This is a genomic window from Caulobacter sp., assembly GCF_017744445.1.
In the GTDB taxonomy this organism is placed as follows: domain Bacteria; phylum Pseudomonadota; class Alphaproteobacteria; order Caulobacterales; family Caulobacteraceae; genus Caulobacter.
On sequence record NZ_JAGIBH010000005.1, the window covers coordinates 267,985 to 284,260 of the forward strand.

Genomic DNA, 16,276 nt, shown 5'->3' on the forward strand with positions numbered 1-16,276 from the left:
AGCGGTTAGGCCTGAACGATCCCCGGTTTTCCGGCCTCCAGCGCCCATTTGGCGCGGGTCGACAGCTTGCCGTCGCGGCGCGAGACCGCGTCCAGCACCTTGAACTCGGTGACGAAGGCCTTGGGCGTGACGTCGCAGATCGCATAGCCGCGCTGGCTGTTGTTGAACTTCAGCTGCGGATTGACGGCCTGGATTTTGGCGAAGTTGGCGGTCTGGTCGACCCCATCACCGCCCGAAGTGATCGAGGTCACCACGAACTCCGAGGCGATCGGCGCGCCCTCGTGCTTGGCGCCGTTCACCCACAGGTCGCCGGCGAAGTTCTGGTGCTCGTCGCCGGTCAGCACGACGGCGTTGGCCACCTTGGCGTCCTTGATCTTCTGCAGCAGGCGGCCGCGCGGGATGCGATAGCCGGCCCAGCTGTCGGGATTGACGATCACGCCCTCGCCCGGGTCGCGGTCCAGGTCCATCATCATCACCTGCTGGGCCAGGACGTTCCAGGTCGACTTGCTGCCGGTCAGGCCGTCCATCAGCCACTTCTCCTGCGCCGCGCCGATCACCTCGGCCTTGGGCGAAGTGATCCCGTCGCACCACGACTGCTTGTCGTTGCAGGGCTGGTCGGTGCGGAACTGGCGAGTGTCCAGCAGGTTCAGGTTCAGCAGCTGGCCATAGGCGGCGCGGCGATAGATCTGCAACGAGGTCCCGACCGGGAAGCTCGAGGCCCGCAGCGGCATGTTCTCGTAATAGGCCTGTGCGGCCGCCTGGCGGCGCAGGTTGAAGATCTTGGGATCGGTGCCGTCCTGATCGAGGTCGCTGACCCAGTTGTTGTCGGTCTCGTGGTCGTCCCACACGGCGAACCACGGCGCGGCGGCGTGGGCGGCCTGCAGGTCGGCATCCATCTTGTACTGGGCGTAGCGGCGACGGTAGTCGTCCAGCGCGTAGATCTCGCTGCCGAAGTGCTGGCGGACATTCTCGCTGGGACCATTGGCGCCGCCGTTGTTCATGCGGTTGCCGCGGCCTTCATAGATGTAGTCGCCGTAGCAGAACACGAAGTCGGGATTGTCCTCGGCCAGGCGGCGATAGGCCGTGTAGTAGCCGCTCTCATAGTGCTGGCAGCCCGAAACGGCGAAGCGGACGCGGTCCAGGGCCGCGCCCAGGGCCGGCGTGGTGCGGGCGCGGCCGGTCAGGCTGCGCTCCTTGCCGACGGTGAAGCGGTACCAGTAGTCGCGACCCGGCTGCAGGCCGCCGACCTCGACGTGGACCGCGTGGCCCAGCTCCGGCGGCGCGATGGTCGTGCCCTTGGCCACGATGGTGCGCATGTTGGCGCTGTCGCCGACTTCCCACTCGACCGCCACCGGGGCCATGGGCATGCCGTAGCCGATCTCGAACGGCTCGGGGGCCAGGCGGGTCCAGATCACGAAACCGTCCGGCGACGGGTCGCCCGAGGCCACGCCCAGCTGGAATGGATAGGTCCGGAACGCGACTTGAGCCAGCGCCTTACCGCTCTCCAGCGGGATCGCCAGGGCGGTCAGCGCCGAGGCGCCGAAGACGTTCAGCAGGCGACGGCGGCTCAGGGCGTAGCGGTCGAGGACGGACATGGCGGAACTCCAAAACTGAAGTCTCGCCGATAGCGTCACTATGTGACGGTTCTTAAAGCCTGCCCGCTTCGCTCAAGCGATCCAGCAGCCAGACCCGCGCCGGCGGCAGCGGCCGGTTCAGAGGGCCGAACACGAACTGCTCCAGGAAGTGGCCGGTGATGTCCAAGCCGGCCTTCACGTCGCCCTCGCCCAGGCCACCCTGCGAGGACAGCATGAACTGGGGCAGCGGCAGCAGCTTGTCGTGATACGGCTTGCCCGCCGCCCGGCTGACCGCCCGGCCGGTGCGGGGGCTGACATAGACGAGATCGTCGAACGTCCCGGTGGCGGCGCACTTGGAGAGATCCAGGCCAAAGCCCAGCTCCTGCAACAGGCCCGCCTCGTAGCGGACGTATACAGCCGGCCAGATCTCGGGGATCTCCAGCACGCGGATCAGGGCCTCCAGCGCGTGGAAGGCCCCCGGATGGGCCTCGCGCTCCGGCAAGGCCAGGGCGGCCACCGAGGCGGCGGACGACAGGCCGGCCAGTGCAAGGCGGTCATCGAACAGCGACGAAGGCCCCTCGCCCATCGGCTCCAGAGCAGCCGAGCCCAGTTGGCCCTCAACGCGAGCGCGGTAGCGGGCGATAACCCGCGCGCCCGGTTGCAGGAACGGCTTCATCCGCCGCGAGGCCGCGCCGGCCACGTGGGCGGCGACCTTGCCACGACCTTCCGTCAACAGCTCGACGATGGCCCCCGTCTCGCCGTGCAAGCGGGCCGAGAGGACGTAGGCCTCGTCCTCCCACTCCGTGGTCAAGCGGGCGTACCCCAGGCCACGACCTTCTCCAGCACCGGCTTCCAGTCGGGCTGGACCGGCAGGCCGATCACGTCGCGCAGGGTCGCTTCCAGCTCATCGACGGTCAGGTCGCGCTGCTCGACCACCGCGCCGGTCAGGTCGCGATGGGTGAAGCGGTTGTTCTTCAGGGCATAGCGCGCGGTTTCGGTCGTGCGCCCCACCGTCATGCTCCAGGTGAAATGCGAGCTGGGGTGGGTGTAGGTGAAGAAGTTGGCCTGCTCGTAGTCGATCTCGGCCCAGCCGCCTTGCGACACCTGGTAAAGCGGCGCCCAGCGGCCCGACAGATCGGCCTGCACCTGGCGCTCGGCGACGCCATTGGTCTGGGTGTCGACGATGCGGAACTTGCCGTGCGGGGTGTCCTGGACCTCGTCCGAGAACAGCCGCAGCGGCGCGGTCAGCACGCAACCGCCGAAGCCGGCGTCAGCCAGCCAGGTCTCGCCGTCCAGCTGCACGCCCAGCACCTGGTGCGAGCGCGGACGCTGCGGCGCGCCTTCCGGCAGCATCCATTGTACGCGGGCCATCAGGCCCTCGACCTGGAAGCCCAAGGCCTCCAGCACGCGCTTCAGCAGGCCGTTCTGCTCGTAGCAGTAGCCGCCCCGCCCGCCAGCGATCAGCTTGGCGTCAATGTCGGCCGGGACGATGCTGATCCCGCGGCCCAGCAGGACGTCGAGGTTCTCGAACGGAATCAGGTCCGGATGCTTCAGCGTAATGGCGCGCAGCACCGCCATCGTCGGCTCGCGGGGGCCGTCGTAACCGATGCGCTGGAAGTAGGCGTCCAGATCGACGGCCGCAGCCGGAGCATCAAACATCGAAATCCAGTCCGATATCGCTGAACAGACCACGCTCCTCGGCCCAGTTCTCCTTGACCTTCACGTGAAGGAACAGGTGAACCTTGCGGTCGAGGATGTCGCACAGCTCCTCACGTGAGGCCTGGCCGATCCATTTCAAGGTCTGGCCGCCCTTGCCGATGACGATGACCCGCTGGCCCTCGCGCTCGACCAGGATGGTCTGCTCGATGCGGACGCTGCCGTCCTTGCGCTCCTCGAAGGCAGTCGTTTCCACGGTGGCCGCGTAGGGCAGCTCCTCGTGGACGCGCAGATAGACCTTCTCGCGGGTGATCTCGGCGGCCAGCAGGCGGGCCGGCAGGTCGGCGGTCTGGTCTTCCGGATACAGCCACGGGCCTTCCGGCATCAGGGTCACCAGCTTGGCGGTCAGGTCCTCGACGCCCGCGCCGGTGGTGGCGCTGATCATGAAGACGTCCGAATAGACGCCCTGGTCGAAGAAGTCCTTGGCCACGGCCAGCAGGGTGTCGCGCTTGATCCCGTCGATCTTGTTCAGCGCCAGGATGACCTTGCGATCGGCGGCCTTCAGGCCCTCGATGATGGTCTGGACGTCCTGGGCCGAGCGGAACTCGCCCGGCGTGGCCTTGTCGGCGCGGCTGGCCAGTTCGGCCTGCACGTCGACCAGGTGGACGGTGGCCTCGGCGTCTTCCGAACCGGCCCAGGCCGAGCGGACCATGGCGCGGTCCAGGCGGCGGCGCGGGCTGAAGATCCCGGGGGTGTCGACCAGGACGATCTGAGTGTCGCCCTCGATGGCGACGCCGCGCACGGGGAAGCGAGTGGTCTGGACCTTCTGGGTCACGATCGAGACCTTGGCCCCGACCATGCGGTTGACCAGGGTGGACTTGCCAGCGTTCGGCGCGCCGATGATGGCGGCGAAGCCGGCCTTAGTTTGGGAGGTGGTGTCAGTCATTGCGCGTGCGTGTACCACCGATGACGGTTCGGCGGTAGCGAGGCCGCGTTAGGCCCCGCTTTCAGCGCTGGGGATCAGGGCCAGGAAGTTGCGGGCGCTGGCCGGGATGTCGCCGGCGCGGGCGGCCAGGGCCAGGCTGACGCGGGGCGGTTCGCCGTCGATCGGGCGATAGACCACGCCCTTGACCGCCAGCTGGGCGATCGAGGCCGGGACCAGGGCCACGCCCAGGCCCGCGGCGACCAGATTGACCATCACCGCGATCTGCGGCGCCTCCTGAGCGATCACCGGCTCGAACCCCTCGCGGCGGCAGGCCTCGGCGATAAGCCCCAGGAAGGTCTGGCCGATGCCGCGCGAGAAGATCACGAACGGCTCGGCGCGCAGGGCCGACAGCGGCACGCTGGCCCGGCTGGTCAGGGCGTGGCTGACCGGCAGGGCCACGATCAGCGGCTCCTCGCCCAGCGGGATCAGCTGCAGGTCTGCGCCATCCTCGACATTGTCGGGGCGCACGAAGGCCGCATCCAGCTCGCCGCTGCGCAGCCGCTCGACGAGACGGGCGGTGTTGCCCTCCTCCACCACCAGGCTGGCGTCAGGATGCTTCCAGTGGAAGACGCTGAAAGCCTCGGTGACGATCGGATGGAAATTGGCCGACGAGGTGAAGCCCACGCGCAGGGCGCCGTCCTCACCGCCGCCCGCGCGCCGGGCCGCGCGCACCGCCCGTTCGGCCTGGGCCATGATCTTGCGCGCCTCGGGCAGGAAGGCCTCGCCGGCCTCGGTCAGGGTCGCCCCGTGCGGCCGGCGGCGGAACAGGGCGAAACCGATCTCGCCCTCCAGGTCGCGGATCTGCTGGCTCAGCGGCGGCTGGCCGATGCCGATCCGCGCGGCGGCCCGCGTGAAGTTCTGCTCCTCGGCGACGGCCAGGAAATAGCGGATATGGCGAAGTTCCATCCTGGCGTCAGATCCGGGTCGCGCGGCGGGGTTTCAGGGCGGGCATCGATGTCCGTCGGATAATGAGGCGCAGCTTAAAGCGTCGTCGAGCGGTTCCGAGAGCCTCGCAAGGCTCCCACGATCGTCTTTCCGACAATCGCCGCTAGCGCTAGCAAAGCCGCAGGGACGATCGCCAGAAGCCAGACCACAACGACGGCCGACAATTGCAGGATGGTCGTGAAGACCACCAGCGTCTTGTTTTCCGGCTTCAGGTCACTCGAACGCACTAGACTCGGCACGGGGCATATCTCTTCGCAAGGCGACAAAAGCTCCTTGCCGCGCGCCGCCGTCGCCCCCCGTGGGCCACCGGACCGCGATCAAGAAAGTCGTCAATGGATGGGAGACACCTTGCGGCGTCCGAATAAATCCTATGTAGAGTTCAGGTCTCTTCGCAAACCCATTTGCGAGAAACTCATTTTGGTTTCTGTGGAAATCTGAGATTTCCAGGTAAAAAATGTATTAAATTGTAAAATCCCAAGTAGTTATATATTATAGATATCGACCGATTGCTTTTACACACACTCCAGGACGCAATCCGACCGCGAGCAACCCGAGGGCGGCCTTGACGGGGATTGGCGAGGCTGAATGCTCGGCATTCGCGGGGTCGAAGCCAGTGGAATCAGTGACTTGTCGACTTTACGCGCCTTCGAATGATCCGCGCCAAAATCCCCCGCACAATCATAGCCATCCCTGTCGCGGGGGAGGGCGTTTGGATCCGGCCCAAAACGGCGGCGGGGCTAGGTTGAGCGGGGCCACTGGCGGTTCCCGGAAGTTCGAAGGTCGTCGCATTCGTCCTCTTTAGGCGGATCGGCTGACGAACGGGCAGCTTCCGAGACCAAAGCCGCTAGCGGAGCGACAGGGCGGTGATCGTACAAGCCGCCTATCGTGGATCGTCGGGCTGGAGACGGAAGAGCCGATCCAGTTGGTCCACGCCCGTCCGGGGGTAATGGACGCCCGAGCAGATAACGCTCACGCCGGCCATCCTCACGGCAGAGAACAGCCTGGCGGAGCGGACGACGAGCCGAAACGCAAAACAAACAATCACGGTCCCCGGGTTCGCCCGGCCGCTCCGTCGCCTCCCCACACCTTCAGCGGTGAAACCGCGTGGAGCCGAGAGCGCATGACTCAGCACTGGCCCCCACCTGACCTGCTCACGCAGGTCTGTCCGCCCCCAAGCGGGGCGGAGAAACCCTCTCCTCCCCCTGTTGGGGGAGGGGGACCGGCGGAGCCGGTGGAGGGGCCAGCGCCGCCGTCCCTTACCCCGCCCCTTCCCGCTCCAGCAGCGCCTTGGCGGCGGCCTTCTCGGCTTCCTGGCGGGACTTGCCCTTGGCGATCGCCGGGTCGACGCCGGCGACGGCGGCCTCCACGGTGAAGACCGGGGCATGGTCGGGGCCGGTGCGATCCAGGACGCGGTACGAGGGCAGCGGACGGCCCTTGCCTTGCGCCCACTCCTGCAGGGCGGTCTTGGGATCGCGCGGACGCCCCTCGCCGGCCCGGTCGAACTCGTCGCTCCACAGGTCGAGGAAGACCTTGCGGGCGGCGTCCAGGCCGCCGTCCTGATAGAGGGCGGCCATCAGGGCTTCGGTGGCGCCGGCCAGGATCGAGTCGGTCTCGCGACCGCCGATCTTGCTGGACGAGGCCGACAGGCGCAGGGCGCCGCCCAGCTCGGCCTTGCGGGCCACGCGGGCGCAGGTCTCGCGGCTGACAATGGCGTTCAGGCGCGGCGCCAGCTCGCCTTCCTTGGCCTTGGGGAATCGCTGGGCCAGGGCCTCGGCGGCCAGCAGCCCCAGGACGCGGTCGCCGATGAACTCCAGCACCTCGTTGTCGCGGACCTTCTTGGCCCCGTCCCCGACGCTGGCGTGGGTCAGGGCGCGTTCGAGCAGTTCGCGATCTTGGAATTGATGGCCGATCCGGCGCTCCAGGTCGCCGACGGCGGCGACCCGTCTATCCATGGTTGGCGATCACTTCAGCACGTGGAAGAAACGGCTGGGACGGGCGTTCAGGAACCACGTCCACGGCTTGAACAGGCTGGCCTCGGCGTTCCACGACAGCAGGATGATCTGGGCGCGGCCGACCAGGTTCTCGGCGGGCACGAAGCCGACGCCGACCTCGTCGCCGATATATTGGTCCAGCTCATAGTCCCACTTGCAGGCGGCTTCCTTGTACGGCGAGACGCCCGGATCGAAGCGGCTGTCGGCCGAGTTGTCGCGGTTGTCGCCCATGAAGAAGTAGCAGCCAGCCGGGACCGTATAGATGCCGGTGTTGTCGCCACGGCTGTCAGGGCCAAAGTCCTGGGTGTTGTAGACGCGGCCTTCCGGATTGGTCTCGGCGAAGCGCTGGACCTGCTGGGTGAAGCCGTAGCCGGTGTCGACCAGGGCCGGGGCCTGCTCCTTGCGCGGCAGGGCCTTGCCATTGATGTAGACCTGACCGCCCCGGATCTGGACCTTGTCGCCCGGCATGCCGATCAGGCGCTTGATGTAGTCGGTGCGGTTATCGCGCGGCAGCTTGAAGACGATGATGTCGCCGCGCTTGGGCGCATGACCCAGGATGCGGCCCTTGATGATCGGCGGGCTGAACGGGATCGAGTGCTTGCTCCAGCCGTAGCTGAACTTGGACACGATGATGTAGTCGCCCTGATAGAGGTTGGGCTCCATCGAGGCCGACGGGATCGTGAAGGGCTGGAACAGCAGGACCCGCAGCACCAGGGCGATGCCCAGGGCGTAGGCGACGGTCTTGATGATCTCGATGAACTCGGCGACGACGCCCTTGTCCTCGGGCGGCGTGATGTCGTCGGCGGCGTCGGTCATGCGGGCGCTGAGCTCTTCGGAGATGGTTCGAACCGGTTTGGCTTTGCTAGACGGGCTGAGCCCGCCGGGCAAGTGCGGCGCGTTAGCTTGGCTTTGAGGCGGTGTTTAGGCGCCCTGCCCCTTCGGCAGCGCTTCGATGATCACGAAGGCCTGGGCATAGGGGTGATCGTCGGTCAGGGACAGGTGGATCACCGCTTCCATGCCGTCCGGCGTCAGCTCCTTCAGCCGCTCCAGCGCCCCGCCCGTCAGAGCCATGGTCGGCTTGCCCGAGGGCAGGTTGACGACGCCCATGCCGGCCAGGTGCACGCCGCGCTTCAAGCCTGTGCCCAAGGCCTTGGAGCAGGCCTCCTTGGCGGCGAACCGCTTGGCGTAGCTGGACGCGCGGTCGGGCTTGCGCTCGGACCGCTTGCGCTCGATCTCGGTGAAGACCTTGTTGGTGAAGCGGTCGCCGAAACGCTCGAGGGACTTCTCGATCCGGCGGATGTCGCACAGGTCCGAGCCGATCCCGATGATCACGCCGCTTGCTCCAGGCGCGCCGCGTCCATCAAGGCGCGCATCCGTTGAATCGCTTGCGGCAGACCGACGAAGATCGCCTCGCCGATCAGGAAGTGGCCGATGTTCAGCTCGGCGATTTGCGGGATGGCCGCGATGGGCTTCACCGTCGCGTAGTCGATACCGTGGCCGGCGTGGACCTCCAGGCCCAGCTGAGCGGCCAAGGCAGCGCCGGCCTTGAGGCGCTCCAGGATAGCCTCAGCGCGCTCGACATGACCTTCACGGGCCGCGTCGCAATAGGCGCCGGTGTGCAGCTCGACGACCTGGGCGCCGGCGGCGGCCGAGGCGCGGATCTGGTCGGGGTCGGCCTCGATGAACAGCGAGACGCGGGCGCCGACGGTGCGCAGGCGGCTTGTGGCGTCAGTGATGCGGTTCTGGCCCTTGACCACGTCAAGGCCGCCTTCGGTGGTGACCTCCTCGCGGCGCTCGGGGACCAGGCAGGCGGCGTGCGGCTTGGCGCCCAGGGCGATGCCGATCATCTCGTCGGTGACCGCCATCTCGAAGTTCAGCGGCTTGCCGCGCTTGTGGCACAGGTCTGTCAGGACGGCGATGTCGGCGTCGCTGATATGGCGGCGATCCTCGCGAAGGTGCGCCGTGATGCCGTCGGCCCCGGCGGCCAGGGCCAGCTCGGCGGCCCGGACCGGCTCGGGATAGGAGGAACCGCGCGCGTTCCGGATCGTCGCCACGTGGTCGATGTTGACGCCCAGACGCAGCATGGCTCAGCCCTTCAGACGGCGGGAGCCGGGATCCTCGATCGGGATCGCGGCCAGTTCAGGCGGCAGGGCGTCGGCCGGATAGGCCGGCACTTCCAGACTGCACAGCGAGATCAGCGGCACGCCGACATCGACCTTGCCGCCCGAGCGGTCAACGATGCAGGCCGCCGCGACGACGTCGCCGCCAGCGTCCACGATCGCCTGGATGCACTCACGCGACGACAGGCCGGTGGTGACGATGTCCTCGACCATCACGACCTTCTGCCCGGGCTCAAGGTGGAAGCCACGACGGAACTTGAAGCCGCCGCCCTCGCGCTCGACATAGATCGACGGCACGTTCAGGTGACGGGCGGTCTCGTAGCCGGGGATGATGCCGCCGACGGCCGGCGAGACGGCGACGTCCACCTGCCCCACCGTGGCGATGATCTTTTCCGCCAGCGCCTTGCACAGGCGCTCGCACCGCTCGGGGCGCATGAACACCAGGTTCTTCTGCAGGAACACCGGGCTGTGCAGGCCGGAAGACAGCACGAAGTGGCCTTCACGGAGAGCGCCGGCGGCGCGGAATTCGTCGAGGACGTCGTCGTTGGTCATGAGCCGTGGATATAGAGCAGATGGGCGAGTCTACAAACGCCGGCTTGCGCCATAAGGGCTTTTCGGGCTCTACCGCGCCTCATGACCGAAGAGATTCAACGTCCTCGCGTCGGCTGCGGCGCGGCTGTCCTCGACGACCAGGGCCGGCTGTTGCTGGTCAAGCGGGTCAAGAACCCCGAGGCCGACCATTGGGGCGTGCCCGGCGGCAAGCTGGACTGGGGCGAGGCCGCCAAGACCTGCGCCGAACGCGAGACCGAGGAAGAGCTCGGCATCCGCGTCACCGCCAGTCGCGTGCTGGCCGTCACCGACATGGTCGCCGACGACTATCACTGGGTGGCCATCACCTATGCCGTCGAGAGCTTCGAAGGCGAGCCGGTGATCCAGGAAGTCCACGCCATCCACGAATGGGGCTGGTTTCCCCTGGACGCCCTGCCCTCTCCGATGACCCTCGGCGCGCTCGACGCCGTGGCGGCGCTGAAGACCGCCTAGGCCGGGTCCCCGGCAATGCGATAGGCCCGCAGCTGCTGGATGTAGGCCCGATTGCCGATCTTTTCGGGATCCATGCCCTCGAGCACGGACGCGATGTCGACGGCCATGGCGGGGCTGCGGATATAGTAGCTGTGACCGACCAGCATGTCCGCGTCCCGCGCCACGTTCCGACAGTCGACCAGCACCACCTTCTTGGGCAGCAGGTCGACCAGCCGCGGCCCGTCGGAGCCCAGCCGGTCGGGATTGCCCTTGGTCTTGTCGGAAGTGATCAGCGCCAGGTCCGACGGATTGAAATAGACCGTCACCTGCCGGCCGATCCTGGGCAGCGACTTCAGCTTGCTATCCAGCTCGAAGGTGTCGTCGTCCTCGTCCGGCGCCGCCAGCAGGATCTGGTCGAACAGCCTGACCAGGCCGTCGGGCTCCTTGGCCAGGATCGCCTGGACGCCTTGGCGCAGCAGATAGTTGCCCATGCTGTGCGCCAGAAGATGGATACGCCGCTGGCAACGCTGCGCCACGGGCAGTTGCGCCAGGAAGTCCCGCAGCTTGAGATAGGCGCGCGCCAGGGCCGGCCCGGACGCCCGGGCGTCCTCCCGGTCGCTGTAGTACGACATGTACGGAACGGCCGTGCCGTCGGACGGCCAGCTGAAGACCACGACATTGACCGGCTTGCTCACCCCGTTCGGATCACGGATCCGGACCTCCCGCGCCAGCCGCAGGCCCGCCTCGATCGCGCCATTGAAGGTGACGTTAAAGCCGTGGATGAAGACCAGCGTGTCCAGCTGATCGATACACATGCCCTTGCGCAGTTCCTCCAGCAGCCGCGCGCCGCCCTTCGTGGGATCGAACTCCGGCCCCGCGGCGTCCTCGTAAACCGTCACCTCCGCGCCTTGCAGGGTCTCCACGCCCGGCGAGAAATCGACATGGCCGTATCGTAGGGCCGCCACGCCGTCGGCGTTGAAGCGCGGCCCGAACACCAGCTTGGTGTTCTCCGGTTGATGATTGCGATTGGTCGCGAAGTAGACGCGTACATTCGTCATGGTCGCCCTCCCCCTGGCTTGCAACAGAGGAAGATTGCGCCTTTAACGAGAATTCATCAACCGTGCAGCTTCGGGCTTACCCGCGCGTCCGGTCCACTGTCTCGACCGACGGACAAGCGCGCAGCGCGGCCTGGATGTTGGTCAGGTGCTTGGCGTCGCGGACCTCGACGTCGATGTCGGTGTCGAAGAAGTCGCTCTGCCGGTGGTGCATGCGCAGGTTGACGATGTTGCCGCCGGCCTCGCCGATGATCGTGCAGACCAGGCCCAGCACGCCCGGGGCGTTTTGGATGGTGGCGTGCAAACGGGTCAGCGAGATGGTCGAGCGCTCGGCCTCAGGCGTCCAGTTCAGGTCGCGCCAGAGTTCCTCGCGGTCCTCGTACTCGGCCAGGCGCGGACAGTCGATCGTGTGGACGTCCAGGCCCTCGCCGTCCTCGCGCAGGATGCCGACGATGCGGTCGCCCGGCACCGGGCTGCAGCAATGGGCGAAGTGAAGCGAAACGCCCGGCGTCAGGCCCCCGCCGCGGACGTACAGCGTGGCGTTCTGACCGCCTTCGATCTTGCGGCGCGCCGTGGCGGCCTCGCGATCGCTATCCTTCATGCCCGGATAGGCCGTCTCCAGCACCTGGCTGGGCGAGACCCGGCCACGGCCGACGGCGTCGAACAGCGCCTCGTCGCTCTCCAGGGCGAAGCGCTCCAGGATCGGCCGCAGCGACACGTCCTTCAGCTTCTTGCCAGCCCGTTCGAAGACCTGTTCCAGCGAGGCGCGGCCCAGGCGCAGGAACTCTTCCTTCTCGGTCTGGCGGATGTGGCGGCGGATGGCCGAGCGCGCCCGGCCCGTGACCGTCAGCGAGCGCCAGTCCGGCGGCACCACGGGCTTGGAGCCGCGCACCACCTCGACCACGTCGCCATTCACCAGCGGCGTGCGCAGCGGCTTCAGCTCGCCATTGATCTTCACGCCGATGCAGGTGTCGCCGACACTGGTGTGGACGGCGTAGGCGAAGTCCAGCGGCATCGCGCCCCGCGGCAGGCTGACCAGCTTGCCCTTGGGGGTGAAGACGAACACCTGGTCGAGGAACATCTCGAGCTTGGCGTGCTCGACCAACTCTTCGCTGTCGCCACCATGCTCCAGCACCTGGACCAGCTGGCGCAGGTTGGCCAGCGGATCGCGGCCGCCGGCGGCTTCCATGCCTTCCAAGTCCAGACCGTACGAGGCGTCCTTGTAGCGGAAGTGGGCGGCGACGCCCTCTTCGTTGACGCGGTCCATGCTCTCGGTGCGGATCTGCATCTCGATGCGCATGCCGCGCGGCCCCACGACCGTGGTGTGCAGCGAGCGGTAGTTGTTCCGCTTCGGCGTCGAGATGTAGTCCTTGAAGCGGTCGGGCACGCTGGACCAGGCCCGGTGCACGACGCCCAGGGCGCGGTAGCAGTCTTCCTCGCTGTCGACGATCACGCGGAACGCATAGATGTCGGCCATCTGCGAGAAGCCGATCGATTTGCGCTGCAGCTTGCGCCAGATCGAATAAGGCGACTTCTCGCGGCCAAAGACGCGAGCCGGCAGGTTGGCCGACTCCAGGCGCGCGCCGATCTCCTGGCTGACCAGGGCCACCGCCCCGCCCTGCTCTTCGCGCAGGGTGTCCAGGCGGCGGATGATCGCGTCGCGGGCGACCGGGTTGGTGTGCTGGAAGGACAGCTCCTCCAGCTCCACACAGATCTTGTGGCAGCCGATGTTGCGGGCCAGCGGCGCGTAGATGTCGCGGGTCTCGCGGGCGATCCGCTCGCGCTTCGCCTGGTTCTTGATGAAGTGCAGGGTCCGCATGTTGTGCAGACGGTCGGCCAGCTTGACCAGCAGGACGCGGACGTCCTTGGAGATGGCCAGGATGAATTTGCGCAGGTTCTCGGCCTGGCGCATGTGCTCGGCCTGCAGCTCGAGCTTGGAAAGCTTGGTGACGCCCTCGACCAGTTCGCCGATCTCGTCGCCGAACAGCTTGGCGATCTCTTCCTTGGTGACCGGGGTGTCCTCGATCACGTCGTGCAGCAGCGCCGTGACGATGGTCGCGGTGTCGAGACGATACTCGGTGAGGATGCCCGCCACTTCGATCGGGTGGGCGTAGTACGGGTCGCCGCTGGCCCGGGTCTGCGAGCCGTGCATGCGCATGGCATAGACATAGGCGCGGTTCAGCAGCGCCTCGTCGGCGGTCGGGTCGTAGGCGTGGACCCGCTCGATCAGTTCGTACTGGCGAAGGAATTTGGGGCGAGGCTTGGGAACCTCGGTCGTCGTGGCGGGCGCCACAGACGACGACGCGCCCGATTCGGCATCGGGCGCGCGTTGGGGTGAAGCGGTCGGTTCGACCGCTTCCAGGGTCAGAGGGTCTGCGCCTTCGGGGCTCAGTACCGCTCCTCCTGGCCGCCGTCGCGGTCGCTCTGCAGAGCGCGGACCAGTTCCAGTTCGCTCATCTGCATGTGGCTCGGATCGGCCAGCAGGGCCAGGGTCTCGGCCTCTTCCTCGGCCTCGGTGTGCTCATCGACGCGTTGCAGCGTGCTGATGAGGTGTTCCTTCAGGGCCTCGTGGTCGATCACGTCGTCGGCGATCTCGCGCAGGGCGACGACCGGGTTCTTGTCGTTGTCGCGGTCGACCATCAGGGCCGCGCCTGCCGAGATGCCGCGGGCGCGGTGCGCCGACAGCAGGACGAGCGAGAAGCGGTTCGGAACTTTTTCGACGCAATCTTCGACGGTGACGCGGGCCATGAGTTCCTCGGGCTGCGGTTAGCTATCGCAAAATAGGCTTCCGTGCGGCGACACGCAACGCCGCGCACGATGTTCTAGCTTTCGCGAGGGGGCGCTTATGCCCCCTTCGCGAGTCAATGTCTACCAGACTTTCACACGCTTCTCCGGCGGCAGGTACATGGAATCCCCCGGCTTCACGCCGAAAGCCGCATACCAGTCGTCCAGATTGCGCACCGTGAAGGCGCGATACTGGTCCGGCGCGTGGCCGTCGGTGATGATCTGCTGGCGCAGGGCCGCCGGACGGGCATAGCCCAGCCAGCTTTGGGCGTAGGCCAGGAAGAACCGCTGGTCGCCCGTCAGGCCGTCGATCACCGGCGCGGGCTTGCCCCCCAGCGAGGCGTGATAGGCGTCCAGCGCCGCGCCCAGGCCGGCGACGTCGGCAATGTTCTCGCTGAGCGTCAGCTTGCCGTTCACGGCCAGATCGGGGAACGGCTTGTAGGTGTCGAACTGGTCGGCCAGCGCCGCCCCGGCCTTCTGGAAGTGGTCGAGGTCGCTGGGCGTCCACCAGTTGCGCAGCCGGCCCTGGCTGTCGAACTGGGCGCCCTGGTCGTCGAAGCTGTGGCTGATCTCGTGACCGATCGTGGCGCCGGTCGCGCCGTAGTTGGCGGCCGGGTCGTTATTCAGGTCGAAGTTCGGCGGGGCCAGGATGGCGGCCGGGAAGTTCAGGCCGTTCAGCATCGGCAGGTTCACGGCGTTGACGGTCTGCGGGGTCATCACCCACTCACCACGATCGACGGGCTTGCCCAGCTTGGCCAGCGCCGTGGCGTAGTCGAATTCCTCCGAGCGCTTGATGTTGCCGAAAGCGTCGCCGCGCACGACTGCATAGCCGGCATAGTCACGCCACGCATCCGGATAGCCGACGCCGACCTTCAGCACCGCCACCTTCTTGCGGGCCTCGCCCTTGGTGGCCGGATCCATCCAGTCCAGACCGTCGATGCGTTTTTCGAAGGCGACCTTCATGTTGTCGACCATGGCGGTCACGGCCGCCTTGGACTCCGCCGAGAAGTACTTGTCGGCATAGAGCTTGCCGACCGCCTCGCCGAGGGTGGCGTTGGTCGAACCCACCGCCCGCTTCCAGCGCGGCGACAGCTGCGGCGTACCTTGCAGCCCCTGGCCGTAGAAGGCGAAGCGCTCGTCGACGAACGCCTTGGGCAGCACGTTGCTGTAGTGGTCCAGCAGGTGGAAGGTCAGGTAGTCCTTCCAGGTGTCCAGCGACACGCCCGACACTGCCTTGCCCAGACCTGTCACCAGGGTCGGATGCCAGACGATGAAGCGCGGCTGGCCCGACAGCTTGGCGGCGGCGAAGAAGGCGCTCCAGTCCAGGCCCGGCGCATTCTTGGCGAAATCGGCGGGGGTCCAGCTGTTGTTGGCCTTTTGCACGTCGGCGCTGTCGGCGCGGCTGCCCGAGGCCTGGGCCAGCTGGGTTTCCAGGGCCATGATCGCCTTGGCCTTGCCCGCCGGATCGGCGACGCCGCCCAGGGTCAGGATCTTCTCGACGTGGGCGACGTACTTGGTGCGCGCCTCGACCATCGAGGCCTTGTCCGACAGGTAGTATTCGCGGTCGGGCATGCCCAGGCCGCCCTGCAGCAGGAACGGCGCGTACTTGCTGGTGTCGTCGAACGCCGGCGAGACCCACAGGCCCAGCACGTTGTCGGTATAGAAGTCGGTGGAGTTCAGGGCGTCGACGTCCGCGCGGATGTTGCCGCCCAAGACGGTCGCCAGCTGCTTCTTGTCCTTGATGGCGGCGATGCGAGCCAGGTCAGCCTTCAGCGGCGCAAGGCCCTTAGCCTCGATGCCGGCCTCGTCCATGTAGCTGGCGTAGTAGTCACCGACCTTCTTGCCGTCGCCGCTGCCGCCCTTGGCAGCGTCCTGGATCAGGTCGACCGTGCGCTTGCTGGCCTCCTCGACCATCACCGCCGTCTTGCCATAGCGGCTGCGATCGGCGGGGATCGGGTGGGCCTTGATCCACTCGTTGTTGGCGTAGGTCCAGAAGTCGTCGCCCAGCTTGATCGACTTGTCGATCGAGGTCAGGTCGACGCCGCTTTGAGCTTGGGCAAAAGCCGAAGGCGCGGCGGTCAGCAGCGCGCAGGCGGCGGCGCAGGCGAGCAGCGAGCGGGTCAGGGTCATGGCTGAGCTAAGTCCA

15 protein-coding genes are annotated in these 16,276 nt (G+C 67.2%); 1 reads left to right on the top strand and 14 read right to left on the bottom strand.

Annotated elements, in window-relative coordinates; genetic code table 11:
* Window positions 1-5: 5 nt before the first annotated feature.
* From J7528_RS09390 to pyrE, 10 genes are all read right to left on the bottom strand, one after another.
* The gene (locus tag J7528_RS09390; RefSeq protein WP_291873234.1) at window positions 6-1,595 is read right to left on the bottom strand and encodes an alkaline phosphatase; all 1,590 of its coding nucleotides are present in this window, start codon (window positions 1,593-1,595) and stop codon (window positions 6-8) included.
* A 52-nt stretch (window positions 1,596-1,647) separates the two neighbouring features.
* Window positions 1,648-2,385 carry a DNA repair protein RecO gene (recO, locus tag J7528_RS09395; RefSeq protein ID WP_291873236.1) on the bottom strand — a complete coding sequence of 246 codons (738 nt, stop codon included), beginning with the start codon at window positions 2,383-2,385 and terminating at the stop codon, window positions 1,648-1,650.
* Complete coding sequence (locus J7528_RS09400; protein ID WP_291873239.1) at window positions 2,382-3,233, bottom strand: arylamine N-acetyltransferase; 852 nt, start codon at window positions 3,231-3,233, stop codon at window positions 2,382-2,384. Before J7528_RS09400 ends, recO begins: the two co-directional genes overlap by 4 nt.
* Window positions 3,226-4,176, bottom strand: a complete 951-nt coding sequence (gene era / locus J7528_RS09405) for a GTPase Era (RefSeq protein WP_291873241.1) — start codon at window positions 4,174-4,176, stop codon at window positions 3,226-3,228. Before era ends, J7528_RS09400 begins: the two co-directional genes overlap by 8 nt.
* 48 nt (window positions 4,177-4,224) lie before the next feature.
* Entirely contained in the window at window positions 4,225-5,121 is an 897-nt protein-coding gene (locus J7528_RS09410; protein WP_291873244.1) for a LysR family transcriptional regulator, read from the bottom strand.
* Window positions 5,122-6,416: 1,295 nt separating this feature from the next.
* Window positions 6,417-7,112: a ribonuclease III gene (rnc, locus tag J7528_RS09415; protein ID WP_291873247.1), complete on the bottom strand. Its 696-nt coding sequence runs from the start codon at window positions 7,110-7,112 to the stop codon at window positions 6,417-6,419.
* A 9-nt stretch (window positions 7,113-7,121) separates the two neighbouring features.
* On the bottom strand, window positions 7,122-7,967 hold the full coding sequence (lepB, locus tag J7528_RS09420) for a signal peptidase I (RefSeq protein WP_291873249.1): 846 nt from the start codon (window positions 7,965-7,967) through the stop codon (window positions 7,122-7,124).
* 105 nt (window positions 7,968-8,072) lie between these two features.
* Window positions 8,073-8,483: a holo-ACP synthase gene (gene acpS / locus J7528_RS09425; RefSeq protein ID WP_291873252.1), complete on the bottom strand. Its 411-nt coding sequence runs from the start codon at window positions 8,481-8,483 to the stop codon at window positions 8,073-8,075.
* Window positions 8,480-9,235: a pyridoxine 5'-phosphate synthase gene (locus tag J7528_RS09430; RefSeq protein WP_291873254.1), complete on the bottom strand. Its 756-nt coding sequence runs from the start codon at window positions 9,233-9,235 to the stop codon at window positions 8,480-8,482. Before J7528_RS09430 ends, acpS begins: the two co-directional genes overlap by 4 nt.
* A gap of 3 nt (window positions 9,236-9,238) precedes the next feature.
* Window positions 9,239-9,823 (bottom strand): orotate phosphoribosyltransferase, encoded by a 585-nt coding sequence (gene pyrE / locus J7528_RS09435; protein ID WP_291873256.1) that lies wholly within the window; start codon window positions 9,821-9,823, stop codon window positions 9,239-9,241.
* Between the two features lie 81 nt (window positions 9,824-9,904).
* On the opposite strand from pyrE, the gene J7528_RS09440 reads away from it, so the two are divergent.
* A complete protein-coding gene (locus J7528_RS09440; RefSeq protein ID WP_291873259.1) occupies window positions 9,905-10,312 on the top strand; it encodes an NUDIX domain-containing protein in 408 nt (135 codons plus the stop codon).
* Here the strand turns inward: J7528_RS09440 and J7528_RS09445 are convergent.
* The 4 genes from J7528_RS09445 to J7528_RS09460 all read right to left on the bottom strand — a co-directional run bounded on the left by J7528_RS09445 (window position 10,309) and on the right by J7528_RS09460 (window position 16,260).
* Window positions 10,309-11,349: an alpha/beta fold hydrolase gene (locus J7528_RS09445; protein ID WP_291873261.1), complete on the bottom strand. Its 1,041-nt coding sequence runs from the start codon at window positions 11,347-11,349 to the stop codon at window positions 10,309-10,311. The two genes, J7528_RS09440 and J7528_RS09445, sit on opposite strands and share 4 nt — an antisense overlap.
* Before the next feature lie 76 nt (window positions 11,350-11,425).
* On the bottom strand, window positions 11,426-13,639 hold the full coding sequence (locus J7528_RS09450; RefSeq protein ID WP_291873264.1) for a bifunctional (p)ppGpp synthetase/guanosine-3',5'-bis(diphosphate) 3'-pyrophosphohydrolase: 2,214 nt from the start codon (window positions 13,637-13,639) through the stop codon (window positions 11,426-11,428).
* Between the two features lie 95 nt (window positions 13,640-13,734).
* Window positions 13,735-14,094 carry a DNA-directed RNA polymerase subunit omega gene (rpoZ, locus tag J7528_RS09455; RefSeq protein WP_047413437.1) on the bottom strand — a complete coding sequence of 120 codons (360 nt, stop codon included), beginning with the start codon at window positions 14,092-14,094 and terminating at the stop codon, window positions 13,735-13,737.
* 120 nt (window positions 14,095-14,214) lie between these two features.
* Window positions 14,215-16,260 (bottom strand): M13 family metallopeptidase, encoded by a 2,046-nt coding sequence (locus J7528_RS09460; RefSeq protein WP_291873271.1) that lies wholly within the window; start codon window positions 16,258-16,260, stop codon window positions 14,215-14,217.
* Window positions 16,261-16,276: the final 16 nt, after the last annotated feature.